Annotated in this window: 21 protein-coding genes and 2 pseudogenes; 16 read left to right on the top strand and 7 right to left on the bottom strand. The window is 72.1% G+C overall.

Annotated features, from left to right (window positions below; all coding sequences use genetic code 11):
* The first annotated feature begins 128 nt into the window (after positions 1 to 128).
* On the top strand, positions 129 to 347 hold the full coding sequence (locus IE212_RS12500; RefSeq protein WP_190197858.1) for a hypothetical protein: 219 nt from the start codon (positions 129 to 131) through the stop codon (positions 345 to 347).
* 284 nt (positions 348 to 631) lie between these two features.
* On the opposite strand, the gene IE212_RS12495 is transcribed toward IE212_RS12500, so the two are convergent.
* Positions 632 to 1,495: an alpha/beta fold hydrolase gene (locus IE212_RS12495; RefSeq protein ID WP_190197857.1), complete on the bottom strand. Its 864-nt coding sequence runs from the start codon at positions 1,493 to 1,495 to the stop codon at positions 632 to 634.
* Between the two features lie 112 nt (positions 1,496 to 1,607).
* Between IE212_RS12495 and IE212_RS12490 the strand changes: the two genes are divergently transcribed.
* Positions 1,608 to 2,039, top strand: a complete 432-nt coding sequence (locus IE212_RS12490) for a MarR family winged helix-turn-helix transcriptional regulator (protein ID WP_190198007.1) — start codon at positions 1,608 to 1,610, stop codon at positions 2,037 to 2,039.
* Positions 2,040 to 2,290: 251 nt separating this feature from the next.
* On the opposite strand, the gene IE212_RS12485 is transcribed toward IE212_RS12490, so the two are convergent.
* Both IE212_RS12485 and IE212_RS12480 read right to left on the bottom strand, forming a co-directional pair.
* A complete protein-coding gene (locus IE212_RS12485; protein WP_190197856.1) occupies positions 2,291 to 2,890 on the bottom strand; it encodes a GNAT family N-acetyltransferase in 600 nt (199 codons plus the stop codon).
* Between the two features lie 23 nt (positions 2,891 to 2,913).
* Positions 2,914 to 3,234 carry a hypothetical protein gene (locus IE212_RS12480; RefSeq protein WP_229864243.1) on the bottom strand — a complete coding sequence of 107 codons (321 nt, stop codon included), beginning with the start codon at positions 3,232 to 3,234 and terminating at the stop codon, positions 2,914 to 2,916.
* A 5-nt stretch (positions 3,235 to 3,239) separates the two neighbouring features.
* On the opposite strand from IE212_RS12480, the pseudogene IE212_RS35515 reads away from it, so the two are divergent.
* Positions 3,240 to 3,670 (top strand): annotated as a pseudogene (locus IE212_RS35515) (LuxR C-terminal-related transcriptional regulator); the annotation flags it as partial.
* Positions 3,671 to 3,841: 171 nt separating this feature from the next.
* On the opposite strand, the gene IE212_RS12470 reads toward IE212_RS35515, so the two are convergent.
* Positions 3,842 to 4,489 (bottom strand): dihydrofolate reductase family protein, encoded by a 648-nt coding sequence (locus tag IE212_RS12470; RefSeq protein ID WP_190197855.1) that lies wholly within the window; start codon positions 4,487 to 4,489, stop codon positions 3,842 to 3,844.
* A gap of 227 nt (positions 4,490 to 4,716) precedes the next feature.
* Between IE212_RS12470 and IE212_RS12465 the strand changes: the two genes are divergently transcribed.
* The 8 genes and pseudogenes from IE212_RS12465 to IE212_RS35745 form a co-directional block, all read left to right on the top strand.
* Entirely contained in the window at positions 4,717 to 5,736 is a 1,020-nt protein-coding gene (locus tag IE212_RS12465) for a LacI family DNA-binding transcriptional regulator (protein WP_190197854.1), read from the top strand.
* The gene (locus IE212_RS12460) at positions 5,733 to 7,253 is read left to right on the top strand and encodes a sugar ABC transporter ATP-binding protein (RefSeq protein ID WP_190197853.1); all 1,521 of its coding nucleotides are present in this window, start codon (positions 5,733 to 5,735) and stop codon (positions 7,251 to 7,253) included. The genes IE212_RS12465 and IE212_RS12460 overlap by 4 nt, the downstream gene beginning before the upstream one ends.
* Positions 7,243 to 9,192: an ABC transporter permease/substrate-binding protein gene (locus IE212_RS12455; protein ID WP_190197852.1), complete on the top strand. Its 1,950-nt coding sequence runs from the start codon at positions 7,243 to 7,245 to the stop codon at positions 9,190 to 9,192. The genes IE212_RS12460 and IE212_RS12455 overlap by 11 nt, the downstream gene beginning before the upstream one ends.
* 76 nt (positions 9,193 to 9,268) lie before the next feature.
* Positions 9,269 to 10,171 carry a ribokinase gene (locus IE212_RS12450; protein WP_190197851.1) on the top strand — a complete coding sequence of 301 codons (903 nt, stop codon included), beginning with the start codon at positions 9,269 to 9,271 and terminating at the stop codon, positions 10,169 to 10,171.
* On the top strand, positions 10,168 to 10,557 hold the full coding sequence (gene rbsD, locus IE212_RS12445) for a D-ribose pyranase (RefSeq protein ID WP_190197850.1): 390 nt from the start codon (positions 10,168 to 10,170) through the stop codon (positions 10,555 to 10,557). The genes IE212_RS12450 and rbsD overlap by 4 nt, the downstream gene beginning before the upstream one ends.
* Before the next feature lie 221 nt (positions 10,558 to 10,778).
* The gene (locus tag IE212_RS12440) at positions 10,779 to 11,546 is read left to right on the top strand and encodes a hypothetical protein (protein ID WP_190197849.1); all 768 of its coding nucleotides are present in this window, start codon (positions 10,779 to 10,781) and stop codon (positions 11,544 to 11,546) included.
* On the top strand, positions 11,546 to 13,747 hold the full coding sequence (locus tag IE212_RS12435; protein ID WP_190197848.1) for a bifunctional polysaccharide deacetylase/glycosyltransferase family 2 protein: 2,202 nt from the start codon (positions 11,546 to 11,548) through the stop codon (positions 13,745 to 13,747). The genes IE212_RS12440 and IE212_RS12435 overlap by 1 nt, the downstream gene beginning before the upstream one ends.
* Positions 13,748 to 14,276: 529 nt before the next feature.
* Positions 14,277 to 14,414 (top strand): annotated as a pseudogene (locus tag IE212_RS35745) (VWA domain-containing protein); the annotation flags it as partial.
* Between the two features lie 48 nt (positions 14,415 to 14,462).
* Here the strand turns inward: IE212_RS35745 and IE212_RS12430 are convergent.
* Positions 14,463 to 15,266 carry a sugar phosphate isomerase/epimerase family protein gene (locus IE212_RS12430; RefSeq protein ID WP_190197847.1) on the bottom strand — a complete coding sequence of 268 codons (804 nt, stop codon included), beginning with the start codon at positions 15,264 to 15,266 and terminating at the stop codon, positions 14,463 to 14,465.
* Positions 15,267 to 15,944: 678 nt separating this feature from the next.
* Entirely contained in the window at positions 15,945 to 16,994 is a 1,050-nt protein-coding gene (locus tag IE212_RS12425; protein WP_190198006.1) for a LacI family DNA-binding transcriptional regulator, read from the bottom strand.
* Between the two features lie 336 nt (positions 16,995 to 17,330).
* Between IE212_RS12425 and IE212_RS12420 the strand changes: the two genes are divergently transcribed.
* The 5 genes from IE212_RS12420 (at position 17,331) to IE212_RS12400 (ending at position 23,791) form a co-directional block, all read left to right on the top strand.
* The gene (locus IE212_RS12420; RefSeq protein WP_190197846.1) at positions 17,331 to 18,482 is read left to right on the top strand and encodes a Gfo/Idh/MocA family protein; all 1,152 of its coding nucleotides are present in this window, start codon (positions 17,331 to 17,333) and stop codon (positions 18,480 to 18,482) included.
* Positions 18,479 to 19,630, top strand: coding sequence for a dihydrodipicolinate synthase family protein (locus IE212_RS12415; RefSeq protein WP_190197845.1), 1,152 nt, complete (start codon positions 18,479 to 18,481; stop codon positions 19,628 to 19,630). The genes IE212_RS12420 and IE212_RS12415 overlap by 4 nt, the downstream gene beginning before the upstream one ends.
* Positions 19,627 to 20,463 (top strand): sugar phosphate isomerase/epimerase family protein, encoded by an 837-nt coding sequence (locus IE212_RS12410; protein ID WP_229864241.1) that lies wholly within the window; start codon positions 19,627 to 19,629, stop codon positions 20,461 to 20,463. The genes IE212_RS12415 and IE212_RS12410 overlap by 4 nt, the downstream gene beginning before the upstream one ends.
* Positions 20,464 to 21,179: 716 nt before the next feature.
* Positions 21,180 to 23,018: a glycoside hydrolase family 3 protein gene (locus IE212_RS12405; protein ID WP_190197844.1), complete on the top strand. Its 1,839-nt coding sequence runs from the start codon at positions 21,180 to 21,182 to the stop codon at positions 23,016 to 23,018.
* Between the two features lie 113 nt (positions 23,019 to 23,131).
* The gene (locus IE212_RS12400; protein ID WP_190197843.1) at positions 23,132 to 23,791 is read left to right on the top strand and encodes a hypothetical protein; all 660 of its coding nucleotides are present in this window, start codon (positions 23,132 to 23,134) and stop codon (positions 23,789 to 23,791) included.
* A 23-nt stretch (positions 23,792 to 23,814) separates the two neighbouring features.
* Here IE212_RS12400 and IE212_RS12395 read toward each other — a convergent pair whose 3' ends face one another.
* Positions 23,815 to 25,245, bottom strand: a complete 1,431-nt coding sequence (locus tag IE212_RS12395; RefSeq protein WP_190197842.1) for a S28 family serine protease — start codon at positions 25,243 to 25,245, stop codon at positions 23,815 to 23,817.
* Positions 25,246 to 25,268: the final 23 nt, after the last annotated feature.

Raw genomic sequence — 25,268 nt, 5'->3', positions numbered from 1 at the left:
GGCCAACTCCTCTTCTTGACAAGCGCGATGTCAAGCTCACCCCCCTGGCAGCGTAGCCACCGCCGACCCCACTCTGTGAGTGATTCACCACAGAACGCAGTCACCCCAGGTCGGAAGGCAGAGCAGACATGACGGACCTCATCGCCAGAGCCCTCGAACCGCTCCTCCGCGTCCTGTTCCCGCCACGCGGACGGCGACGGCGATCCCCGGCGCCGCCCCCGCCCCCGTGCCCGTACTGCCGCGACGGGGTCAACGGCGCGGTGGCCAGCCGCCCGGAGGAGCGCCCGCTGCGCGGCGAGGACAACCGGCTGGTCCGGCCGTATCTGTCGGCGGGGGCGAGCGCATGACCGACAGACGGGCAGGGCGTCTGCTGCCGTGGACCAGCCCGGAGGGCAAGCCCTGCTACCTCGTCGGCGACGGGACGGGGTACGTCTCGCGGCTCGCCGACGAGATCGAGGACGTGCACCTCGCCATGGCGGACGACCTCCTCGCCCACGCCGCCGGACTCCTCGCCGAGCGCCGGGTGACGAGCGCGGAACTGCACTACCTGGCCCTGCGGCTCACGGAGTGCCTGCGGGACGTCAAGCGGGTCGCGGAGAGCAGAGGGGCGCGCCTTCCCTGCGAAAGGGAGTTAACGGGTGAAGAAGTCGGCGATGTGGCGGCTCACTTCGGGCGGGGCGGCGTGCGGCAGGGCGTGGTGGGACACGTGCGGCAGCGTGGTGGTCGTGACGTGCGGTAGGAGCGCCTCGGCTCCGGCGGCCACCTTGGCGGGATCGTGGGTCCTGCTGTCTCCCGCGAGGAGCACCAGGACGGGCGGCTTCAGGCCACGCAGAGCGACCGGCTGCGGGCGCGGTCCGGTCACCGGGCGCAGAGTCGGGAATCCGGCTGCCGCCTCCTGGAGGGCGAGCCAGTCGGCGTCGAGGGAGGCGCCCCCGGTCTCCCACTCCAGGAAGCTGCGGACCCGTCGGGGTGAGGGCCGCAGCAGCATCGGCAGCGCGTGCAGCGCGTAGGCCGGTTTGAACCCGGCGAAGCACTGGGTCGGGTCCAGGAGGACCAGGTGGCGTACCCGGTGGGGTGCGCGCAGGGTGTAGTGCAGCGCGATCCAGGCCCCGTACGAGTGCCCGCCCAAGTCGGTCCCCGCGAGACCGAGGCCTTCGAGGAGGGCGTCCATCCAGGCCACCAGGTCGGTGACCGTGCGGGGCCGGCGACCGGCGGCGGGTGTGCTTCGGCCCGGGGCGCCGATGAGGTCGACGGCGTAGAGCCGGTGGGCGTGGGAGAGTTCGGCGGCCTGCCGGTACCAGGACGCGGAGGTCGCGCTTCCGCCGCCCGGCAGCAGGAGGAGCGGAGGGGCGTCGGCCGGGCCGCACATGTTCACGTGCGTCGCGCCGAAGGGCGTGGGCACGGTCGCGGCCTCACGCGAGGTCGGCCACTTGGCCATGACCTTGTCGTAGGCGGCGAGGAAGCCGTCCATGTCGTACGTACTGCGAGCGTTCATGCGGCAGACCCCCTATTATCTCGACCAGCGAGATACTTGTTGAGCGAGATGATAGGGGAGGCGGTCCGTGTCGGACCAGGAGGACGAGGGCACAGGGGGGCAGGGGCCCGAGATGGAGATCGTCCATCTGCTGCGCGCGGTGGTCGTCGACCTGGGTCGGCACAGCGCCCGGTTCGCCCAGCGCAACGGCATGCATCCCACCGACGTGCGTGCGCTGATCGCCCTGATGGACGCCTCCCGGGCGGGCGAGGAGACCACGGCGGGACGGCTCGGTGCCGCGCTCGGGCTGAACTCGGCGGGCACCACGGCGCTGGTCGACCGGCTGGAGCGGGCCGGGCATGTGCGGCGGGTGCGTGGCGAGCGGGACCGCCGCAAGGTCACGATCGAGCTGGAGGAGCGCGCGGTCGCGCTCGGCTGGTCCCACTTCGGACCGCTGATCGACCGGGCGGTGGGCCTGTTGCAGGGGTACGACGAGCGGGAACTGGCCGCGATCAAGGGCTTCCTGACCGGGATGCGGGAGGCGGCGGCCCAAGAGGGCGACTAGCACGAGGAGAGGCTTGAAACGCTGAGTGGAGCGATCGGGCGCTCGCCGCCCGCGACAGCCCAGGCGAGCAGAGTCCGCGGTGGCCCGAGCGCTCCAGATGCAGCCGGAGTGGGGGATTCTCCCGCCGACGGCAGGCCGGCTGGTACCGCTACGGCCCCGCGCCAGGCACGTGGGTCGAATCCGCCGTCCTCATTGGCCGTCGTGGCTGGTCGTCCAGTCTTCGAGGTCGGTCTGTCGGCAGGAGGTGAGGGTCAGGTCCGAGGAGGAACCGACCGGGAACCGACCGGGACACCGGTGTTGATGTCAGAAGTCGGCACCATGCCAGGAGTCCGGGAGACACGGAAGTCAGGGCAGCCCAGAATGCGCAAGAACTTGGTGGGGTCCAGCGGGTAGGGGACGGTCTCTCCGAGGTCATGGAACCCGATGCGTCGGTAAAAGGCCATGGCGCGATGATTGTCCTCGCGTACCCCCAGGGTGAGCCGGGCGCAATCGGTGTGCTCGCGTGCGAAGTCGACTGCCGCTTCCATCAGCGCCCGCGCCGGACCGTCCGGACCGCGGTGCGCCGGGGTGACATAGACGGCGTGCACATGTGCGGTGTCGGGGATGCCGTCCAGGGGTGCGGCCCCGGCGGTGCCGACCCAGGAGCCGGTCTCGTCGATGGCTACGAAAAGCCCTTCGTCGGCCGCGGTCGCGGCCCTCTCCGCCTGCTCCCGCCACGTGCGGTCGGAGAGCTCGACAGCGTCGGCGTGACGGACACCGAAGGCGTCGGGCGAGTCCAGCAGGGACTCAAGGCGTATCGCGCGCAGCTCGCGCCATTCCTCGGCCGTGATCCGGCGTATGACGTACTTCATGGTCCTCACTCTGTTCGGGGCGGTCAGGGGCGGCTTGCGGGCACGGTGTCCTTCGTCAGCAGCGTGTTGCCGGACCAGCAGAGCCGGTAGAGGTCGACTTGGTTCAACAGATCGCTGCCGGAACGGTAGAACTCGAAACGGGCGCCGGGGGGCCGGGATGCGGAACGGGCGTGGTCGGACGGGTAAGGGTAGGCGCGAGCCGGCAGCAGAGGGGCGAGTTCGGCGCGCGGCCGGCCGATGGTCAACTCGTCGAACCGGGAGGGCGGCAGCACGCTCGACGTCAGTTGCCAGGCCAGGTAGAAGGCGGATGGCAGGAAGAAGACGGCTGCGACGACGGGTGCCACGAAGGCTCGGTGTGATCATGCTGACGACCTTCGGGCAGGACGAGTACATCACCCGCGCCCTGGAAGGGGGGCGCCGACGGCTTCCTGCCGAAGGCGGACGACCCGAGGGAACTCCTCAAAAGGGGTGCAGGCGGTAGGAGGCGGCGGGGCCTATCTGTCCCCGCGGGTCGCCGGCCGGGTCATCGCCGCGATGCGCGCGCACCGGGCGGCACACCCCCACCGCTCACTGGAGCGGCTCACGGAACGGGAGCGCGAGGTGCTGGCCGGACTCGGGGCGGGGCTGTCCAACGCGGAGATCGCGAGTCGGCTGCACCTCGTCGAGGGCACGGTGAAGGCGCACGTCAGCGCGATGCTGGCGAAGCTGGGCGTACGCGACCGGGTGGAGGCGGCCATCTCCGCGTACGAGGCGGGCCTGGTCCCGCCGGGCCCCCGCTGACCCGGGGTCGGCTTCCCCGATACAGGGTGATCATGTCCCATCAACGACGTCGGCCTGTCAGCGATGGCGCACAGGCGCCGGTAGCGGGGTGGCGGTTTCGCCAGATGAGGCGGCGGGGGGCCATCCCCCCGCCCGGGCCTCATGGTCGGCAAGACGTTCCCCAGTGCCGAGTCACTTCCTCCAGAACAAGTGATGCGTCACCCCGCTCGGGCTCGGCACGACATCGCAGTGGAAGCGGTCGAGAAGCTCTTCGGGCGACTCCCAGAGGCGGGAACCGGAGCCGAGTTTCACACCCGGCGAGACGGCCACGTGCAGGGTGTCGACCAGGTCGGCGTCCAGGAACTCCCGGATGACCGTGGCGCCGCCGCCGAGGCGGACGTCCTTGCCCTGCGCGGCCTGGCGCGCCTGCTCCAGCACCTCCGCCGGGTCGCCGCCGACGAAGTGGAACGTGGTGTCGGAGAGGGTGAACGAGGGACGGTCGTAGTGGGTCATGACGAACACCGGGGTGTGGAAGGGGGGTTCCTCGCCCCACCACCCCTTCCACTCGTGGTCCTGCCAGGGGCCGCGGTGGGGGCTGAACTTGTTGCGGCCCATGATCTCGGCGCCGATGTTGTTCCGGAAATCGCGGGTCAGGTAGTCGTCGAGGCCGCGGCTCCCGCCCGGGTCGGTGCGGTTGGGCCAGCTCGCCGTGGCGCCGGCCCAGGCGAACATCGTGCCGGGGTCGGCGTGGCCGAACGGCCGCTCCAGGCTCTGGCCCTCACCGGCACCGAAACCGTCGCTCGAGACGTTGAAGTTCTGCACTCGCAGTAGCTGGGGCATGGCACTCCTCCTGTGGCCGTGACGAGGATTGGACCGCTCGGGGCGGCGAAACTCATCGGTGGTCGGTGTGCGCGTCGCCGCGACATCACGATCCGGTCAAGAGATACCCCAGGGGTCTTGCCCTACCGCCGTGTAATCGATTCCATCCCTCCGTCGATGTAATCGATTCCACGAGCATCCCGAGCCAAGGTGCTCACCCGACTGATCCACAAGGAGGTGGAGCGGCGGTGGCCAGCATCAAGGACGTCGCTGCGGAGGCCGGCGTGTCCGTCGCCACGGTCTCGCGCGTCCTGAACGACCACCCGTCGGTCAGCGCCGACGCGCGCACCCGCGTGCTGGCCGCCGTCGAGACCCTGGGCTACCGCCCGAACGCCGTCGCCCGCTCGCTGCGCACCGACCAGACCCGCACCCTCGGCCTGGTCATCAGCGACGTGATGAACCCCTACTTCACCGAGCTGGCCCGCTCCGTCGAGGAGGAGGCCCGCGCGCTCGGCTACAGCGTCATCATCGGCAACGCCGACGAGCGGCCGGACCTTCAGGACCACCACGTGCGCACCCTGCTGGACCGGCGGATCGACGGGCTGCTCCTCTCCCCGACGGACGGCGGCTCGCCGCTGATGCTGGACGCCGCGCGGGCCGGGACGCCCATGGTCTTCGTCGACCGGTGGATCCCCGGCGTGGAGGTGCCGGTGGTGAGGGCGGACGGGCAGGCGGCCGTGCGGGATCTCGTGGCGCACCTGTACGGGCTCGGGCACCGGCGCCTCGCCATCATCGCGGGACCGGCGGCGACCACGACCGGCCGGGAGCGCGTGGAGGCGTTCCGGGAGGCGCTGGCCGCGTACGGGCTCGAACTGCCCGACGCCTACACAGGCCAGGGCGACTTCCAGGCCGAGAGCGGACGGCGGGTCACCGAGGGCTTCCTCGACCTGGCCGAGCCGCCGGAGGTCGTGTTCGCGGCCGACAACCTGATGGCGCTCGGCGCGCTGGACGCCGTGCGCGCGCGTGGCCTGCGCGTGCCGGACGACATCGCGCTGGCCGCGTTCGACGACATCCCGTGGTTCGTGCACACCGACCCGCCGGTCACCGCGATCGCCCAGCCGACGGGTGAGCTGGGGCGGGCCGCCGTGCGCGCCCTGGTCGACCGCATCGAGGGACGGCCGGGCGAGTCCGTCACGCTTCCCGCCCGGCTCGTCGTACGCCGCTCCTGCGGCGAGACCCCCACCCCAGTGCAAAGGAGCACGACGTGAGCGACGCGGACGAGTTGCTGCGCATCGAGGGCATACGCAAGACCTTCCCGGGCGTGGTCGCGCTGGACGGCGTCGACTTCGATCTGCGCCGGGGCGAGGTGCATGTGCTGCTCGGTGAGAACGGCGCGGGCAAGAGCACGCTGATCAAGATGCTCTCCGGCGCCTATACCCCCGACGCCGGGCGGATCCTGGTCGGCGGCGAGGAGACGCGCATCCAGGGCGCGCAGGACTCCGAACGGCTCGGGATCGCGACCATCTACCAGGAGTTCAACCTGGTGCCCGATCTGACGGTCGCCGAGAACATCTTCCTGGGGCGGCAGCCGCGCCGGTTCGGGATGATCGACCGGAAGCGGATGGAGGCCGACGCCGAGGTCCTGCTCGGGCGGGTCGGCGTGAACGTGTCGCCCCGCGCGCGGGTGCGGGAACTCGGCATCGCCCGCCTGCAGATGGTCGAGATCGCCAAGGCGCTCAGCCTGGACGCGCGTGTGCTGATCATGGACGAGCCGACCGCCGTGCTCACCTCCGAGGAGGTCGAGAAGCTCTTCGCGATCGTGCGGAAGCTGCGCGAGGACGGCGTCGGGATCGTGTTCATCACCCACCACCTGGAGGAGATCGCCGCCCTCGGCGACCGGGTGACCGTCATACGGGACGGGAGGAGTGTCGGGCAGGTGCCCGCCTCCACGCCTGAGGACGAGCTCGTCCGGCTGATGGTGGGGCGGTCGATCGAGCAGCAGTACCCGCGCGCGCGGCCCGACCGGGGCGCCGCGTTGCTCACCGTCGAGGGGCTCACGCGTGACGGGGTCTTCCACGACGTCAGCTTCGAGGTGCACGCCGGTGAGGTCGTCGGCGTGGCGGGGCTGGTCGGCGCGGGGCGCACGGAGGTCGTGCGGGCCGTGTTCGGGGCGGATCCGTACGACGAGGGGGCCGTGAAGGTCGCCGGTTCCGCCGTCCCGAAGTCCGACGTCAACGCGGCGATGACCGCGGGCATCGGGCTCATCCCCGAGGACCGCAAGGGGCAGGGCCTGGTGCTGGACGCGTCGGTCGAGGAGAACCTCGGGCTGGTGACGCTGCGGTCGGCCACGCGCGCCGGGCTCGTCGATCTCAAGGGGCAGCGCGAGGCCGCCGAGCGGATCGCGCAGCAGCTCGGCGTGCGCATGGCGGGCCTCGGCCAGCGCGTGCGCACCCTGTCCGGCGGCAACCAGCAGAAGGTCGTCATCGGCAAGTGGCTGCTCGCCGACACCAAGGTGCTGATCCTCGACGAGCCGACGCGGGGGATCGACGTCGGCGCCAAGGTCGAGATCTACCAGCTCGTGAACGAACTCACCGCCGCCGGCGCGGCCGTCCTGATGATCTCCAGCGATCTTCCCGAGGTGCTCGGCATGAGCGACCGGGTGCTGGTGATGGCCCAGGGGCGGATCGCCGGTGAACTCTCCGCCGACGAGGCGACCCAGGACGCCGTGATGGCCCTCGCCGTAAGCAACCCCAGCACCGACAAGGAGGCCTCCCGTGGCCACTGACACGCTCAAGAGCACGACGGGCGCGCAGGGCGCCTCGGGCGGCCTGCGCCGCCTGCTGCTCGACAACGGGGCGCTCACCGCGCTCATCGTCCTCGTCATCGCGATGTCGGCGCTGTCCGGTGCCTTCCTGACGACGGACAACCTCCTCAACGTCGGCGTGCAGGCGGCCGTCACCGCCGTCCTCGCCTTCGGCGTCACCTTCGTGATCGTCTCGGCGGGCATCGACCTGTCGGTCGGCTCGGTCGCCGCGCTGTCGGCCACGGTCCTGGCGTGGAGCGCCACCTCGGCGGGTGTCCCGGTGTTCGCCGCCGTGCTCCTCGCCCTGGCGACGGGCATCGTCTGCGGCCTGGTCAACGGCATCCTGATCTCCTACGGCAAGCTGCCGCCGTTCATCGCGACGCTGGCCATGCTGTCCGTGGCGCGCGGTCTGTCCCTCGTGATCTCCGAGGGCTCACCGATCGCGTTCCCCGACTCGGTCTCCCACCTCGGCGACACGCTCGGCGGCTGGCTGCCGGTGCCGGTCCTGGTGATGGCCGTGATGGGTCTGATCACCGCCTTCGTCCTCGGCCGGACCTACATCGGCCGCTCGATGTACGCGATCGGCGGCAACGAGGAGGCCGCGCGGCTGTCCGGTCTGCGCGTGAAGAAGCAGAAGCTCGCCGTCTACGCCTTCTCCGGCGTCTTCGCCGCCGTCGCCGGTGTGGTGCTCGCCGCCCGGCTCTCCTCCGCGCAGCCCCAGGCCGCCGACGGCTACGAGCTCGACGCGATCGCCGCCGTCGTCATCGGCGGCGCGTCCCTCGCGGGCGGCACGGGCAAGGCGTCCGGCACGCTGGTCGGCGCGCTGATCCTGGCGGTGCTGCGCAACGGGCTGAACCTGCTGAACGTCTCCGCGTTCTGGCAGCAGGTCGTCATCGGCGTCGTCATCGCGCTGGCGGTGCTGTTCGACACGCTGCGGCGCAAGGCGGGGGCGACGCCGGTGGCGGCCGGCACCGGCGGGCCGAAGGGCAGGCAGGCGGCGACGTACGGGCTGGCGGCCGTGGTCACCGTCGCGATCGTCGGCGCCACGTCCTTCCTGCACAACGGCTCCTCCGCCGCGAGCACCCCGAAGATGGGCCTGTCGCTGTCCACCCTCAACAACCCGTTCTTCGTGCAGATCCGGGCGGGTGCCCAGGCCGAGGCGAAGCGGCTGGGCGTGGACCTGACCGTCACGGACGCCCAGAACGACGTCTCCCAGCAGGCCAACCAGCTGCAGAACTTCACCAGTTCCGGACTCGGCGCGATCATCGTCAACCCGGTGGACTCGGACGCGGCGAGCAACTCGGTGAAGGCCGCCGGCAAGGCGAGGATCCCGGTCGTCGCCGTCGACCGCGTCGTCAACGACGCCAGGACGGCCACGCTGGTCGCCTCCGACAACGTGGCCGGCGGCGAGCTGGCCGCCAAGGCAATCGCCGACAAGTTGGGCGGCAAGGGCAAGATCGTGATTCTGCAGGGCCAGGCGGGCACGTCCGCGGCCCGGGAGCGCGCCGAGGGCTTCGCCAACGGGCTGAAGGCCTACCCGGGCATCCGGGTCGTGGCCCAGCAGCCCGCCGACTTCGACCGCACCAAGGGCCTCGACGTGATGTCGAACCTGCTGCAGGCCCACCCGGACGTCCAGGGGGTCATCGCCGCCAACGACGAGATGGCGCTGGGCGCGATCAAGGCGCTGGGTTCCAAGGCCGGCACGTCGGTCTCCGTGGTCGGCTTCGACGGCACGCCTGACGGACTGAAGGCGGTCGAGGGCGGCACGCTGTACGCGTCCGTGGCGCAGCAGCCGTCCCAGCTCGGGAAGATCGCGGTGGACAACGCGCTGCGGGCGCTTCAGGGCAAGAAGGTCGAGGAGACGGTGAAGGTACCGGTGAAGGTGGTCACGAAGGAGAACGTGGCCGGCTTCAGCGGCTGACATCGGGGAACGGCGGGCGGTCGTCCACAGCGTGTGGAAACCGCCCGCCCATGTCACTCACGTGGGGAGACGACTCATGTACGACTACGACCTCCTGGTCGTGGGGTCGGCCAACGCCGACCTGGTGGTCGGTGTCGAGCGCCGGCCCGGAGCCGGCGAGACCGTGCTCGGCTCCGACCTGGCCGTCCATCCGGGCGGCAAGGGCGCGAACCAGGCGGTCGCGGCCGCCCGGCTCGGTGCCCGCACGGCTCTGCTGGCCCGGGTCGGCGACGACGCGTACGGCAGGCTGCTGCTGGACTCGCAGCGGGAGGCCGGTGTCGACACGGTCGGTGTCCTGGTGGGGGGCGCGCCGACCGGGGTCGCGCTGATCACGGTCGACCCGTCCGGGGACAACAGCATCGTCGTCTCACCGGGCGCGAACGGCCGGCTGTCCCCGCAGGACGTGCGCGCCGCCGGGTGCCTGTTCCAGAGCTCCAAGGTGGTCTCGACGCAGTTGGAGATCCCGCTGGAGACGGTGGTGGAGGTGGTCCGGAACCTGGCGCCGGACAGCCGCTTCGTCCTGAACCCCTCCCCGCCGCGCCCCCTGCCGCGGGAGCTGCTGGCGGCGTGCGACCCGCTGATCGTCAACGAGCACGAGGCGAAGGTGATCCTGGGTGAGTCCGCCGTCGGGGACACCCCTGAGGACTGGGCGCGGATCCTGCTCGCGAAGGGCCCGCGGTCGGTGGTGGTGACGCTGGGCGCGGAAGGCGCGCTGGTGGCCTCGGCGGAGGGCGTACTTCGGATCCCGTCCGTGAAGGTGAGCGCCGTGGACACGACCGGCGCGGGCGACGCGTTCACCGCGGCGCTGGCCGTGCGGCTGGGGGCAGGCGAGTCCCTGGCTCAGGCGGCGGCGTACGCGGCCCGGGTCGGGGCGTTGACCGTGACGAAGGAGGGCGCGCAGGTGTCGTTCCCGTCGGCGGCGGAGGTCGCCGCGCGATGAAGAGGGCCGGGATACTGAACCGCCACCTCGCCGGGGCGCTCGCCGAACTGGGCCACGGGGACGGGGTGCTGGTGTGCGACGCGGGCATGCCCATCCCCGACGGGCCCCGGGTGGTGGACCTGGCCTTCCGGGCCGGGGTGCCGGCGTTCGCGGAGGTGCTGGAGGGGCTGCTGGAGGAGCTGGTGGTCGAGGGGGCCACGGCGGCGGACGAGGTACGGGAAGCGAACCGGGACGCTTCGGCGCTCCTGGAGGGGCGCTTCCCCTCGCTGGTCCTCGTCCCGCACGAGCGGCTCAAGGAACTGTCGGCCGGGGCCCGTCTCGTGGTCCGCACGGGCGAGGCACGGCCGTACGCGAACGTGCTGCTGAGGTGTGGTGTCTTCTTCTGACGCCCCGAACGGCTGACACCCCGAACGGTTTCGAGGGGGCCCGGTCCGTCGACCGGGCCCCCTCGGCTTTTCCCCTCCCGTCAGGAGCCCCCGCGATCCCCCCGGATCCCCCTCCAGAAGTCCTGACACCAAGTACGACACCGCGGGGGCGGAAAGGGTTGCACGGCAACGTAAGAAATTCTTTCCCGACCGGCTGTCCGCAGCGGCGTACGCTGAGCCCTATGGTGCTTTATCAGGCCAAGAGGGGGCGTACCGGGCGGGAAGCGCGGGGAACGTCGAGCGGTCCGAGCCTCCCCGTGTTCGTCGACTCCTCCGGTCGCCGTGCACGGAACCTGCGGCGCGTCGGCTACGCGCTGGCCGGCTGTGTGATCACCTACCTGACGGTGCTCGGACTGAGCCTGATGGGAGCAACACCCTTCGCGCCGGGGACGATTCTGCCCGGCGACCTGGCCGCTCCCGCCGCGCCGGAACCCCGCGCCCCGGACGGTACGCCCCTGGCGCCCGGCGAGCCGCCGACGCGGGACGGCCCGGGTCCCGGCGGCCGTCCGGACACCGGGCCGAGCGGCCTGCTCGTTCCGCAGTTCACCGCGCCCGGCCCGCCCATCGCCCCGCCCCTGGTGCCCGGCCTCCCACCGGCCGGCGAACCGGCACCCGACGGGAGCCCGCCGCCCGGCGGACCGGCGCTTCCCGGCACGCCGGAACCGCCGGCGCCGACGACCCAGGCGCCACCCCCACCGGCGCAGCCCACGCCCCCCGACCCCCCTGCGGCCCCCACCCCCGCACCGGGCACGGGCACCACCCCCGCACCGGCTCCGCCCGCACCGGCTCCGCCGACCACCGCCCCCGCCGTCCCGCCGGCGCCTGAGCCCCCGGCACAAACGCCGCCATCCGCCCCCCAGTCCACAGGGCCGGCGACCGGCACCTCGGCACCCTCCGGCACCACGGCCGTGCCCCCGGCCTCCGCCCCCTCGGTGGTCGAGGCCCCCTGATGCGGCGGCACCCGCACCGGCCATCCGGCCTCTCACCACCGGAGCCACCCGGCCGCTCACCGGAAGCGCCCGGACCGCGGCGCGGGCGGCCGCCGCTGTCACCGCGGCACCGCTTCCGCATCGTCGTCCCCCTCGTCCTGCTGGCCTTCCTCGCCTCGGTGCTCCTGGTCGAGGGGTACACCACCAGGGGCTTCACCGGTGACCAGGAGGGGCGCGGCGGACGAGGGACCACCGGCGTCCCCCGCAGCGTCACCGACGGCGGGCCGGTCCTCGACACCACCGGTGATCATCTGCGGAGCTACCGCACACCCGACAGGACCGTCGCCCTGACCTTCGACGACGGTCCCGACCCCACCTGGACGCCCCGCATCCGGGCCGTACTCGACCACTACGGCACTCCCGGCACCTTCTTCGTCACCGGGCAGCAGACCACCCGGCACCCGGGAGTCCTGCGCGGTCTGGTCCGCTCCGGTCACGAGATCGGGGTGCACACCTTCTCCCATCCGGACCTGACCACCCAGTCCGCGAGCGCCGTCGACCGCGAGCTGGCGCTGACCCAACTCGCCCTCGCCGGGGCCGCGGGCATCAACACCTCGCTGATGCGGATGCCCTACTCATCCACCCCTTCCGCCCTCGACGCCCCCGCCTGGTCGGTGGCCCGGCGCCTGGGCGAGAAGGGCTACGTCCTGGCCTTCATCGACCAGGACACCAACGACTGGCGGCGGCCGGGCGCCCGGGCGATCGCCGACGCGGCCACCCCAAGCCCACCCGGCAGGGGTGCGGTCGTCCTCCTGCACGACGCGGGAGGGGACCGATCCCAGACGGTCGAGGCACTCCGGGTCCTGATCCCCCGGCTGAAGGCACAGGGCTATCGCTTCACCACCCTCTCCGATCTCGTCGGAACGCAGCGTCTCAGCAGTCCCGTCGACACGGTGGACCTGTGGAGTGGCCGCGTCTTCGTGACCGCCGTGACCGTCTCGGGGGCGGTGGTGTCGGCCGTCACCGTGCTGCTGCTGGCGGTCGGCTCGCTCGTCCTCGCCCGGTGTGCGGTCCTGCTCGTCCTCGCCCGTCACCACGCCCGCCGCCCCCGTACCGGAGCCCCGCGGCCCGTCACCCGGCCCGTCAGCGTCGTCGTCCCCGCCTACAACGAGGAGGTGTGTGTCCCCAACACCCTGCGCTCCCTAGCCGCGAGCGACCACCCGGTCGAGATCATCCTCGTGGACGACGGTTCCCGCGACGGCACCGCCGACATAGCGGACTCCCTCGCCCTCGAGAACCTCACCGTCATCCGCCGGCCCAACGGCGGCAAACCCTCCGCCCTCAACACCGGCGTCCTGCGGGCCTCCCACGACATCGTCGTGATGCTGGACGCCGACACCGTCTTCGCCCCCTCGACCGTCGGCCGGCTCGTCCAGCCGTTCGCCGACCCCCGCGTCGGCGCGGTCGCGGGCAACGCCAAGGTCGGCAACCGGCGGCGCCTGCTCGGCCGGTGGCAGCACATCGAATACGTCATGGGCTTCAACCTCGACCGCCGCATGTACGACCTCCTGCACTGCCTGCCCACCATCCCCGGCGCGGTGGGGGCGTTTCGCGCCGAGGCCCTGCGGGACGCCGGGATGATGAGCGCGGACACCCTCGCCGAGGACACCGACATCACCATGGCCCTGCACCGGGCCGGCTGGGAGATCCGGTACGCGCCGGACGCACTCGCCTGGACCGAGGCCCCGACAACCCTTCGGCAACTGTGGCGTCAGCGCTACCGGTGGAGCTACGGCACGATGCAGGCGGCGTGGAAACACCGTCACGCCCTGCTCGAGCGCGGCCCCGCGGGCCGCTTCGGCCGCCTCGGGCTGCCTCTGCTGGCCGTCTTCCAGATCCTCACGCCCCTGCTCGCCCCACTGATCGACATCCTGGCCCTCTACGGCCTGGTGTTCGGCAGCCCGCTCACCACCGTGCTGGCCTGGGGCGCTGTGCTGGCCGTGCAGGCCGTCTGCGCCGCGTACGCCTTCCACCTCGACGGCGAGAGCCTCCGGCCCCTGTGGGCGCTTCCCCTCCAGCAGATCGTCTACCGCCAGGTGATGTACCTGGTCCTGGTCCAGGCGTGCCTGACGGCGATCAACGGTTACCGGCTGCCCTGGCAGCGGCTGAAGCGCAGTGGAGATGTGGTGCTGCCTCCCCAGCCGTCGCCCCGTCGCCCGTGAACGACCCGCTCCCCGTGGCCCCGTTCGTCCCCGGCGCATCGTACGAACGGGTTGAGTTGCCCGGTTGAAGGCCCGACTGCCTTCGTGCCGGGCGCTTTTCGACCCAAGGTGTGCTCATGAAGACTCCACGTTTGCACTGTTCGCACCGATCCCTCGCGCACTCGGCCGGATCGGCCCTCATCGTCCTCGCCGCCGTCCTGACCACCGCGGCCCCCGTCGCGGCAGACACCGACCCGCGGTCCGGCGAGGGCGTGAGCCAGACCAGTCAGTGCCGCACGATCCACATTCAGCGGGGGCGCGGCGTCGAGGGTGCCGTCTGGACCGTCCTGAGCGGACCCGCAGGCACATCGACGACGGTGGACTCCCGGTGCACAAGAGGCACGGAAGACCCAGCGGGCACGAAGGATTCAAAGGGCTCAAAGGCCCCAGAGGCCCCGGAGAGCGCAGAGGCGGAATAGCAGGGGCGAGGCGGCCAGGACACCGGATCCCGGTGCCCTGGCCTTCGTTCAGGGCTGCCGGGGAGCACTAGACGTTCCTCGGCGGCGGCACCAGCTACCAGACCCCGCTGCCGGCGGCCGGCGAACTGCTGGCGGAGGAGTTCGACGTGGCCGCCCGTGGGCGCGGTGACATCGTGGTGATCACCGACGACGACTGCGGTGTCACGGAGGCCGAGTGATCTGACCGGGGCGGCGGTACGCTCCGGTCCACCACCCGCTCACGCCGACTCGTTCAGCAACCGGCTCAGGTGCTCCCGTCCCGCCTCCAGCAGCCCGGGCAGTTCCGCCGCCGACTCGTACCACCGCTTCTCGTACTCCCAGCACAGCCAGCCGTCCCAGCCGTGCCGGGACAGGACCTCCACGCACTCGGCCAGGGGCAGGACCCCCGCGCCGAGCGGGAGCGGGGTGGTGTCCTCGGCGGAGGCGATGTCCTTGACCTGGACGTAGCCGAGGTGGGGGGAGAGCGCCGCGTACGACTCGGAGGGCTGTTCGCCGCCCAGCCAGGTGTGCATCACGTCCCACAGGGCGCCCACCTGGCGGTGGCCGACCAGCCCGAGGACGCGCATGGCGTCGGCGGCGGTGCGGTGCGAGTCGTGGGTCTCCAGGAGGATGCGGACGCCGAGGTCGTTCGCGTACTCGGCGGCCGTGCCGAGCCGCCGGGCGGCCGTCGCGTCGGCCTCCTCGGGGGTCTGGACGTCCAGGTCGCCGCCGGGGAAGACGCGGATGTACGGGGCTCCGAGGTCGCGGGCCAGGTCGATGAGGTCGCGGATCTCGGCCAGGACGGGTTCGTCGTCGCCCGGCGCGGCGACCCGCGCGTATCCCGCGAGGCCCAGGACCTCTACGCCCGAGCCCTTGAACTCGGCCGCCACGTCCGCCCGTTCAGCGGCCCCGAGGCCGGGGTGGACCGGTTCCTCGGGGTGGGCGCGCAGTTCCACGCCGTGGTAGCCGTGCGCGGTCGCGAGCCGCAGCACGTCGGGCAGGGGCAGGCCGGGGACACCGAGGGTGGAGAACGCCAGCTTCATACAAACGGACACTACCCGGCACCCCCGCCGACGATTCCCCATTGGTCACTCGGGTGTCGCGCGAAGCCACGCCGCCAGCCCCTGGCCGACCAACTCCTGACCGAAGGACCGGCGCGGTTCCTCCCCCTGCCTGTTCGCGTGCGCGGCCGCGTGATTCTCCCCCTGCCTGTTCGCGTGCGCGGCCGCGCGATTCGTCCCCCTGCGTGTTCGCGTGCGCGGCCGCCCCTTGGCTCGCCCGGCGCACGCAACGACGACGCGCATCAGCCACCCACCAGCCTCACCCGGCGCACGCAACGACGCCGCGGATCAGCCACCTCCAGCCCCACCCTGCTTACGCAACGACGCCGCGGATCAGCCACCACAGCCCCACCCGGCTTACGCAACGACGCCGCGGATCAGCCACCACAGCCCCACCCGGCTTACGCAACGACGCCGCGGATCAGCCACACCCAGCCCACTCGGCGCCCGCAACGACAAAGCCGACCACCTCCCCCAGCCCCACCCGGCTTACGCAATGACGACGCCGACCAGCCACCCCCCAGCCCCGCCCGCCGCACGCAACGCCGGACGACCAGCCACCCCCCAGCCCGTCCGGCGTTTGAGGACGAGGCCGTTCAGGCCGAAGCGGGGGCCTGGGGGCGGCAGCCCCCAGCAGCCCCGGCCCGCGACAACCAGGAGCTAGGAATCCCGCGGCACCGCGGAGGACCCCCGCACCATCAACTCCCCCCGCACCGAGGCGATACCGCCGGGCGGCGCCTCCTCCCGCCCCATGGCGATGCGCCCGGCCCGCGCCCCGGCCTCCGCCAGCGGCAGCCGCACCGTCGTGAGCGACGGGACCGCGTCGATGCTGAACGGCAGGTCGTCGAAGCCGGCCACCGACACGTCGTCCGGAATCCGCAGCCCGGAGTCCCGCAGCGCGGCGCACGCCCCCAGCGCGACGGAGTCGTTCGCCGCGACGACCGCCGTCAGCGACGGATCACGCCGCAGCAGTTCCAGCGTCGCCTCGTAGCCGGACCGCCGGTCGTAGCGTCCGTGCACCGTCCACCGGGGGTCCTCCTCGATGCCGTGCGCGGCCAGCGCGGCCCGGTGGCCCTCCAGCCGGTGCCGGGTCGTGGTCCGTTCCTCCGGTCCCGCGATGTAGCCGAGCCGCCGGTGCCCGAGCCCGATCAGGTGCTCGGTCAGCTCCTGGCCGCCCCCGCGGTTGTCGAAGGTCAGCGCGATCGCGCCGGTCTCCGGTGCGGGCGGGCGTCCGCACAGCACCACCCGGGTCCCGGCCTCGGCCAGTTTGCGCACCTTCGCGTCCATGGCCGCCTGGTGCGCCGCGTCCTCGATCGCCCCGCCGGTCAGCACCACGGCCGCCGCCCGCTGCCGCTGCAGCAACGTGAGGTACGTCAGCTCACGTTCGGGGGTACCGCCCGTGTTGCAGACCACCGCGAGTCTCTCCCCGCCCGCGCGGCCGCCCGGCCCGCCGATCTCGGACTGGATCGCGCTCGCCATGATCCCGAAGAACGGGTCGGCGATGTCGTTCACCAGGATCCCGACCAGGTCGGAGGTGGCGGCGGCCAGGGCGCTCGCCGGCCCGTTGAGCACGTAGTCCAGCTCGTCCACGGCCTTCAGCACGCGCTCGCGGGTGGAGGCCGCCACGGGGTAGTTCCCGTTCAGCACGCGCGACACCGTCGCGGGCGAGACCTGCGCGCGGGCCGCCACGTCCGCCAGGGTCACCGTCATCTCGTCGTCCTCCGGTCGCGCATCTCGTCGTCCGCCCTCGTACACACTCAGACCTGCGGCCTCGGTTCCCATGGACCCGAGGTCCTCTTCCCTACGGACCCATGGCCGTGGTTCCCATGGACCTACGGCCGTGGCCCCCATGACCTATGGCCATGGCTCCGAGCAGACCTTAAGCCCCCGACCCCCTGTTGTTCGCCCCCTCGAACAACTCGTCTTGGTAGTGGTCTTGTCCAGACCACGGTTCAGAGGCTAGCTTCTTTCCATATAGAAAGCGCTTGCTGTAACGCTCACCAGTCGGGCGTGCGCGGCGCGACGACCGCGTACGAAGGGAACGACGTGTCACGCAAGACGGTGCGTATCGCCATGAACGGCGTGACCGGGCGCATGGGCTACCGCCAGCACCTGGTCCGCTCCATCCTCGCCCTCCGTGAGCAGGGCGGCCTCGACCTGGGCGACGGCACCGTGCTGTGGCCCGAGCCGATCCTGATCGGGCGCCGTGAGCACGCGCTGAAGGCGCTGGCCGAGCGGCACGGCCTGGAGCACGTCTCGACCGACCTGGACGCGGTCCTCGCCGACGGGACGGTCGACATCTACTTCGACGCCCAGGTCACCTCGGCACGCGAGGAGGCCATCAGGAAGGCCGTCGCGGCCGGCAAGCACATCTACACCGAGAAGCCGACGGCGACCGGCCTGGACGGCGCCCTGGAACTCGCACGGCTGGCGAACGAGGCCGGCGTCAAGCACGGCGTCGTCCAGGACAAGCTGTTCCTGCCGGGCCTGCTGAAGCTGAAGCGCCTGATCGACGGCGGTTTCTTCGGCCGCGTCCTGTCCGTGCGCGGCGAGTTCGGCTACTGGGTCTTCGAGGGCGACTGGCAGGCCGCCCAGCGCCCGTCCTGGAACTACCGGGCCGAGGACGGCGGCGGCATCGTCGTCGACATGTTCCCGCACTGGGAGTACGTGCTGCACGAGCTGTTCGGGCGGGTGAAGTCGGTCCAGGCCATCGCCACCACGCACATCCCGCAGCGCTGGGACGAGAACGGCAAGCCCTACGACGCCACGGCCGACGACGCCGCCTACGGCATCTTCGAGCTCGAGGGCGGCGCGATCGCCCAGATCAACTCCTCCTGGGCGGTCCGCGTCAACCGCGACGAGCTGGTGGAGTTCCAGGTGGACGGCACGGAGGGCTCCGCGGTCGCGGGTCTGCGCAACTGCCGCGCCCAGCACCGCTCGGCCACGCCCAAGCCGGTGTGGAACCCGGACATCCCCGTCACCGAGGTCTTCCGCGACCAGTGGCAGGAGGTCCCGGACAACTCCGAGTTCGACAACGGCTTCAAGGCGCAGTGGGAGCTGTTCCTCAAGCACGTCTACGCCGACGCCCCCTACCACTGGGACCTGCTGGCCGGCGCCCGCGGTGTCCAGCTCGCCGAGCTGGGCCTGCAGTCCTCGGCCGAGGGCCGCCGCATCGACGTTCCGGAGATCTCGCTGTGACCATCCGACTCCCGGGCAGCGACGGGACGTCGCGGACGTACGAGCCGCGCGCCGAGCCCCTCGCCGTGTCCCCCGGCACGCCCTTCACCTCCCGTACGGTCTTCTCGGCCGCGCACGTCGTCGCCGACCCGTACGCGGACGTCTCCCCGGACTCGCCGGCGGCCGTCGACTGGGACGCCACCCTCGCCTTCCGCCGCCATCTGTGGTCGCACGGTCTTGGCGTCGCCGAGGCGATGGACACCGCGCAGCGCGGGATGGGCCTGGACTGGGCCGGCGCGGCGGAGCTGATCCGCCGGTCGGCGGCGGAGGCCAGGTCGGTCGGCGGCCTGATCGCCTGCGGCGTGGGCACGGACCAGCTCGCCGCCGGGTCGCTCGCCGAGGTCCGCGCGGCCTACGAGGAGCAGCTCGCGGTCGTGGAGGAGTCCGGGGCGCAGGCCATCCTGATGGCGTCCCGGGCGCTGGCGGCAGCCGCCTCCGGCCCCGAGGACTACCTGGAGGTCTACTCCCATCTGCTCCGCCAGGCGGCCGAGCCGGTGATCCTGCACTGGCTCGGCCCGATGTTCGACCCGGCGCTGGAGGGCTACTGGGGCTCCTCCGACCTGGACGTGGCGACGGACACGTTCCTGGACGTCATCGCCGCGCACCCCGACAAGGTCGACGGCATCAAGGTCTCCCTGCTGGACGCGCGGCGCGAGATCGACATCCGCCGCCGGCTGCCGCAGGGCGTCCGCTGCTACACGGGTGACGACTTCAACTACCCCGAGCTGATCGCGGGCGACGAGCGGGGCTTCAGCCACGCCCTGCTGGGCATCTTCGACCCGCTGGGCCCGCTGGCGGCGCAGGCGGTGCGAGTGCTCGACACGGGGGACGTGAAGGGCTTCCGGGCACTGCTGGACCCGACGGTGGGGCTGTCCCGGCACCTCTTCCAGACCCCCACCCGCTTCTACAAGACGGGCGTGGTGTTCCTGGCCTGGCTGGCCGGGCACCAGTCCCACTTCACGATGGTCGGCGGCCTGCAGTCGGCCCGCTCGCTGCCGCACTTCGCGAAGGCGTACGAACTGGCCGACGGACTGGGTCTGTTCCCCGATCCGAAGCTGGCGGAGGAGCGGATGAAGAGCCTGCTGAGCGTGTACGGAGTCGACAGTTGAGCACCGCGGGTCTTGAGCGCTTCTCCATCAACCAGATGACGGTGAAGCAGCTGTCGATGCCGGAACTCGTCGAGGCGTGCGGCGAGTCGGGGGTCCGCGGTGTCGGTCTGTGGCGCGAGCCGGTCCAGTCGTACGGCCTGGAGGCCACGGCGAAGCTGGTGCGGGACGCGGGGCTGACGGTGACCACGTTGTGCCGGGGCGGCTTCCTCACGGCGATCGAGCCGCGGGAGCGGGCCGAGGCCGTGGCCGACAACCGCCGGGCGATCGACGAGGCGGCGACGCTCGGTACGGACACCCTGGTCCTGGTCTCGGGCGGCCTCTCGGCGGGCTCCAAGGACCTGCGCGGCGCCCGGGAGCGCATCGCGGACGCGCTGGCGGAACTGGGCCCCTACGCCGAGCGGCACGGCGTCCGCCTGGCCATCGAGCCGCTGCACCCGATGTACGCCTCCGACCGCTGCGTGGTCTCGACGCTGGCCCAGGCGCTTGACCTGGCGGAACGCTTCCCCGCCCACCAGGTCGGCGTCACCGTCGACACCTACCACATCTGGTGGGACGACACCGCCCCCGCGCAGATCGCCCGGGCCGGGGCGGGCGGGCGTATCCACTCCTTCCAGCTCGCCGACTGGACGACGCCGCTCCCCCAAGGCGTGCTGACCGGCCGCGGCCAGATCGGCGACGGCTCGATCGACATGCGGGAGTGGAAGGCGTACGTGGAGGCGGCCGGTTACACCGGCGCCATCGAGGTCGAGCTGTTCAACGACGGGCTGTGGGCACGGGACGGGCGGGAGGTGCTGGCCGAGACGGCGGCCAGGTTCGTCGAGCACACCCGCTGACTGCCCCTGAGTCGCTCTCACCGCCCCGCCCCGCCGATCCGGGCGGGGCGGTGGCCGTACCAGGGCCTTTCGGGGCCGTGGACGTGGCCGTAGCGGGGCCGGGACCGGGTCGGGGCCGTGCACGTGGCCGTAGCGGGGCCGACGACGGAACGGGGCCTTAGCCGTGGCGGTATCGGGGTCGTGGCCTTGGCAGTGGGACCGGAACCGGGGCCGTGGCCCGATCGGGCCGTTGCCGGATCGGGCCGAGGCTTGCTTGCGCCCCCGTCGCCCGCCTTGGTCGGCACCCGGTACCACTGCCCGCTGTGCCGTCCAGCACCCAGACCCCCCGGGCCCCCGGTGGAAGCCCCGGAAACCGTCGCGATGCGTGGCCCCGTCAGCCCCGTCTACCCCCTGGTTCATCCCTCGTACCGAGTTGCGGAAATTCGGCCGGCGGCGGGAACCCGGACCGGACTCCCGTCGTCCAACTCGCAAGCCGCCGGAGAGTCACCACGGTGCGGTGTCGGCCCTCGCTGCTGGCTGCGATCGCTGACCACCCTCTCCGCCGTACCGCGGCCGGCGGCACCGCCGCCATCGGCGCGCCCCCTCCAACCGCGCCGGTGGCGGCCCTGTGCGATCAGCGCGCGTTCCCTTGACCGGCAGAAACTTCCCGGTTATTGGTGACCTTCTGGAAGTTTCCTTCAGCGGATCCCAGCGGACCCTCTCCGGAAGGAGCGCACGTGCACGACACCGGCACGGGAAGCACGGGAAGCACCGCACAGCCCTCCAGACGCACCGTCCTCGCCGCCACGGCCGGTGTCACCACCGCCCTCGCGGCCGCCTGGCCCGCCCGCGCCGCGGCCGTGGCCCCGGACGACGGGGAACTCCGCCGCGTCGTCGCCCGTATGACGCTGGAGGAGAAGGTCGGCCAGCTCTTCGTGACGCGGGTCTACGGCCACTCCGCCACCGCCCCCGACCAGGCCGACATCGACGCCAACCTCAAGGAGATCGGGGTCCGTACGGCCGCCGAGCTGGTGGCGAGGTACCGGGTCGGCGGCATCATCTACTTCGCCTGGGCGCACAACACCCGGGAGCCGCATCAGATCGCCGGGCTGTCCAACGGCATCCAGAAGGCCTCCCTGGAGCTGCCGCGCGGGCTGCCCGTGCTCATCACCACCGACCAGGAGCACGGGATCGTGGCGCGGGTGGGCAGGCCCGCGACGCTGTTCCCGGGCGCCATGGCCGTCGGCGCGGGCGGCTCGCGGTCCGACGCCCGTGCGCTCGGCCGGATCGCGGGGGCGGAACTGCGGGCGATGGGGATCCGGCAGAACTACTCCCCCGTGGCCGACGTGAACGTCAACCCGGCCAACCCCGTCATCGGCGTACGGTCCTTCGGTGCCGACCCGCGCGCGGTGGCAGCCCTGGTGGCCGCCGAGGTCGCCGGGTACCAGGGATCCGGGGTCGCCGCGACCGCCAAGCACTTCCCCGGGCACGGGGACACCGACGTCGACAGCCACACCGGCTTCCCCACCATCAGGCACAGCAGGGAGCAGTGGGAACGGCTGGACCTCCCGCCGTTCCGGGCGGCGATCGCCGCGGGCATCGACTCGATCATGACCGCGCACCTGATGGTCCCGGCCCTCGACGACTCCGGCGACCCGGCCACCCTCTCCCGCCCCATCCTCACCGGCATCCTGCGCGAACGGCTCGGCTACGACGGAGTCGTGGTCACCGACTCCCTGGGCATGGAGGGGGTGCGCACCAAGTACGGCGACGACCGGGTGCCGGTGCTCGCGCTGAAGGCGGGCGTGGACCAGCTGCTCAACCCGCCCGACCTGGACCTCGCCTGGAACGCCGTGCTGACGGCCGTACGCGACGGCGAACTCACCGAGGCACGGCTCGATGAATCGATCCTGCGGATCCTGCGGCTGAAGACGAGACTCGGCTTGTTCCGCGCCCCGTACGTGAGCCCGGGCGGGGTCGACCGGACCGTCGGCGTCCGGGCACATCTGAAGGCGGCCGACCGGATCGCCGACCGGACCACCACCCTGCTCGTCAACGAAGGGCGGTTGCTGCCGCTGTCGCGGCTCCGGCATCCCAGGCTGCTGGTGGCGGGGGCCGATCCGGCCTCGCCGTCGGGGACGACCGGGCCCCCGACCGGCGTGCTCGCCTCCGCGCTGACCGGGTTCGGCTTCACCGCCACCGCCATGCCGACCGGTACCGCCCCCTCCGCCGCGACCGTCGCGCGGGCCGTCGCGGCGGCCCGGGACGCGGACGCGGTGGTCGTCCTCACGTACAACGTCACGGCGGGCAGCGGCCAGAAGACGCTGGTCGAGCAGCTGGTGGCGACCGGGCGGCCGGTCGTCGCCGTGGCGGTCCGCAACCCGTACGACGTGGCCCACCTGCCGTCCGTCCCGGCCTGCCTGGCCACGTACTCCTGGACCGACGTCGAACTGCGGGCCGTCGCACGGGTGATCGCGGGACGGGTGAAGCCGCGCGGGAAGCTGCCGGTCGCGGTGCGGCGGGCGGATGATCCGGAACAGGTGCTGTACCCGATCGGGTACGGGCTGACGTACTAGGCGTACGCCACGGACCGGGCGCACCACCCCCAACGTGCGCAAACCACCCCAGGTGCCTGGCGTGCGCCCGCTGCCGCGGGTCACGCTGGGCGGGCACATTCGGGGGGTCGGCGATGCGTAAGGGAATTTCCGTGGGGGTGATCTGCGGGCTGCTGGCGCTGCTCGGCGCGCTGGTGACCGGGTGTCAGAGCCCGTCGGGAGGAATCGCGGGGGGCGGCCGGCCTGGCGAACCGGCGTCGGGGAGCACGACCGCCGCCGTCCCGCCTGCGGCGACCCGGCCGTCCGGGTACGGGGCGGTGTTCCTCGGGGTCGGCGAGTGCAGTTCGTTCGGCACGACGAGCTTCACCGAGGTGAGTTGCGACGGCGAGCGGGCCGCGGCCCGGGTATCGGCGCGGCACGACGGCACGGTACGGGGCGGGCCGCGCTGCCCGGACACCACCGACTTCGTCCTGCACATCAGCGAGCAGCGGCCCGCGTCCGACGAGGACGGCGACGGGACGGTGCCGCAGGGCTACGCCTGCATGCGCAACCTGCAGCCGCCGCACCCGGGGGACCCGGGCGGCGGGGGCGGCCCGCGCACCATCGCCGGCGACTGCGTCTACGACTCCGGCGACAGACAGGTCCGCGAGACCGCGTGCGACGGCACGGGCGATCGGGAACCTGAGTACAAGGTGACCCGGGCCGTCGCCGAGCGCGCCGGCTGCCCCGCCCCGACCGCCCTGTACGTCAGGCTCGGCGGCGACCGGCCCGTGGGGTGCGCCCGGCCGCTGTGAGCGGCGGCCGGGCGCCGCGGGCGTTACGGACGCAGCGTCATCTCACGCCGCACGTCCCGCTTGTCGAGCTTGGCGTCGAACTTGGCCAGCGGCTTCGCCGCCTGCGGGTCGGCCTGGACCGCGCCGGAGGCGACGCCGGCCCAGTCGAGGATGCGGGCGGTGGCGAGTGCCTTCTGCTCGGGGACGAGACCGGCGACGTTGGCGCCGTGGTTCATGCCGGGAGCGGTGAAGACGTAGGAGTCCTTCGCGCCCTTGCCGACGCGGAACGGCTCCGCGCCCCACGGGTCGTTCTGGCCGTAGACGAAGAGCATCCGGCGGGCGTTGTGCCGCACCCAGGTGTCCACGTCCCGCATCGCCTGCGGCTGGAACGTCATGGGGATGTCGCGCGGGACGAAGTTCCGGGGCGGCTGGTAGCCGTAGCGGATGTACTGCTTCTCGATGTGCGGGAAGTGGATCGTGGGCGCGCCGAGCTGCGTGCCGGCCTGGTAGTAGTACGGCGTGTAGGTCGTCAGGCCCTGGTCGGCGTAGGCGGAGAAGCCGGAGATCGTGTCGACGGACTCCCAGATCTGGTCGTCGGTGGCGTTCGCGGCGTCGGCCGGGATCTGGTCGCAGCCGGAGAGCAGGCCGTACTGCCAGAAGCCCCACACGTAGTCGAGGACGGTCGCCTCGTAGGCCTTGTCCAGGCTGCCGATGGTGGTGAAGGTGAGGCCGTTCTCCTCGGCGAAGGCCGCGTACTTCTTCTCCAGTGGCTCGCGGCGCACCAGCGCCTCGCGCTGCACGGCGTTCAGCCGGTCGCGGCACTCCTCGGTGCCGACGGTGGCGAAGAAGCGGTCGTAGGCCGAGTCCTCCTTGTTGACCACGTCGTTGGGGGCGACGTAGGCGACGACGCCGTCCATGTCGCGGGGGTAGAACCGCTCGTAGTAGGTGGCGGTCATGCCGCCCTTCGAGCCGCCCGTGGAGATCCACTTCTTGCCGTAGACGCCCTTCAGCGCCGTGAAGACGCGGTGCTGGTCGCTGGCGGCCTGCCAGATGTCCAGCTTGGTCCAGTCGGTCGGCGAGGGGCGGGAGGGGGTGAAGAAACGGTACTCCAGGGAGACCTGGTTGCCGTCCACGATCTGGGTCGGCTCGCTGCGGCGGGGCGTGGTGGAGACGTTGTAGCCGCTGGTGTAGAAGACCGTCGGGCGCGAGACGTCCTTGTGCAGCACGGTGATGCGCTGCTGGAACGTGCCCTCGGAGGGCCTGCGGTGGTCGACCGGCTGGGTGTAGTTCAGGACGAAGAAGCGGTAGCCGGTGTACGGCTTCTCCTCGACCAGGCTCATGCCCGGTATGGAGAGCAGCCTCTCCTTGATGTCAGCGGTGCCGGCGTCCGGCACGGCGGCGGTGGCCGCCCCGGCCGTGCTCAACGTGCCGATGAGCACCGTGAGCGCCAGCAGCCATCTGAGCGCCTTGCGCATGCGCACTCCCCTGTGAGACAGAT

The sequence above is a fragment of the Streptomyces djakartensis genome (genome assembly GCF_014651075.1).
GTDB lineage: Bacteria > Actinomycetota > Actinomycetes > Streptomycetales > Streptomycetaceae > Streptomyces > Streptomyces djakartensis.
Note: the sequence above shows the minus strand (reverse complement) of the source record. Positions and strands in the feature narration are given on the sequence as shown.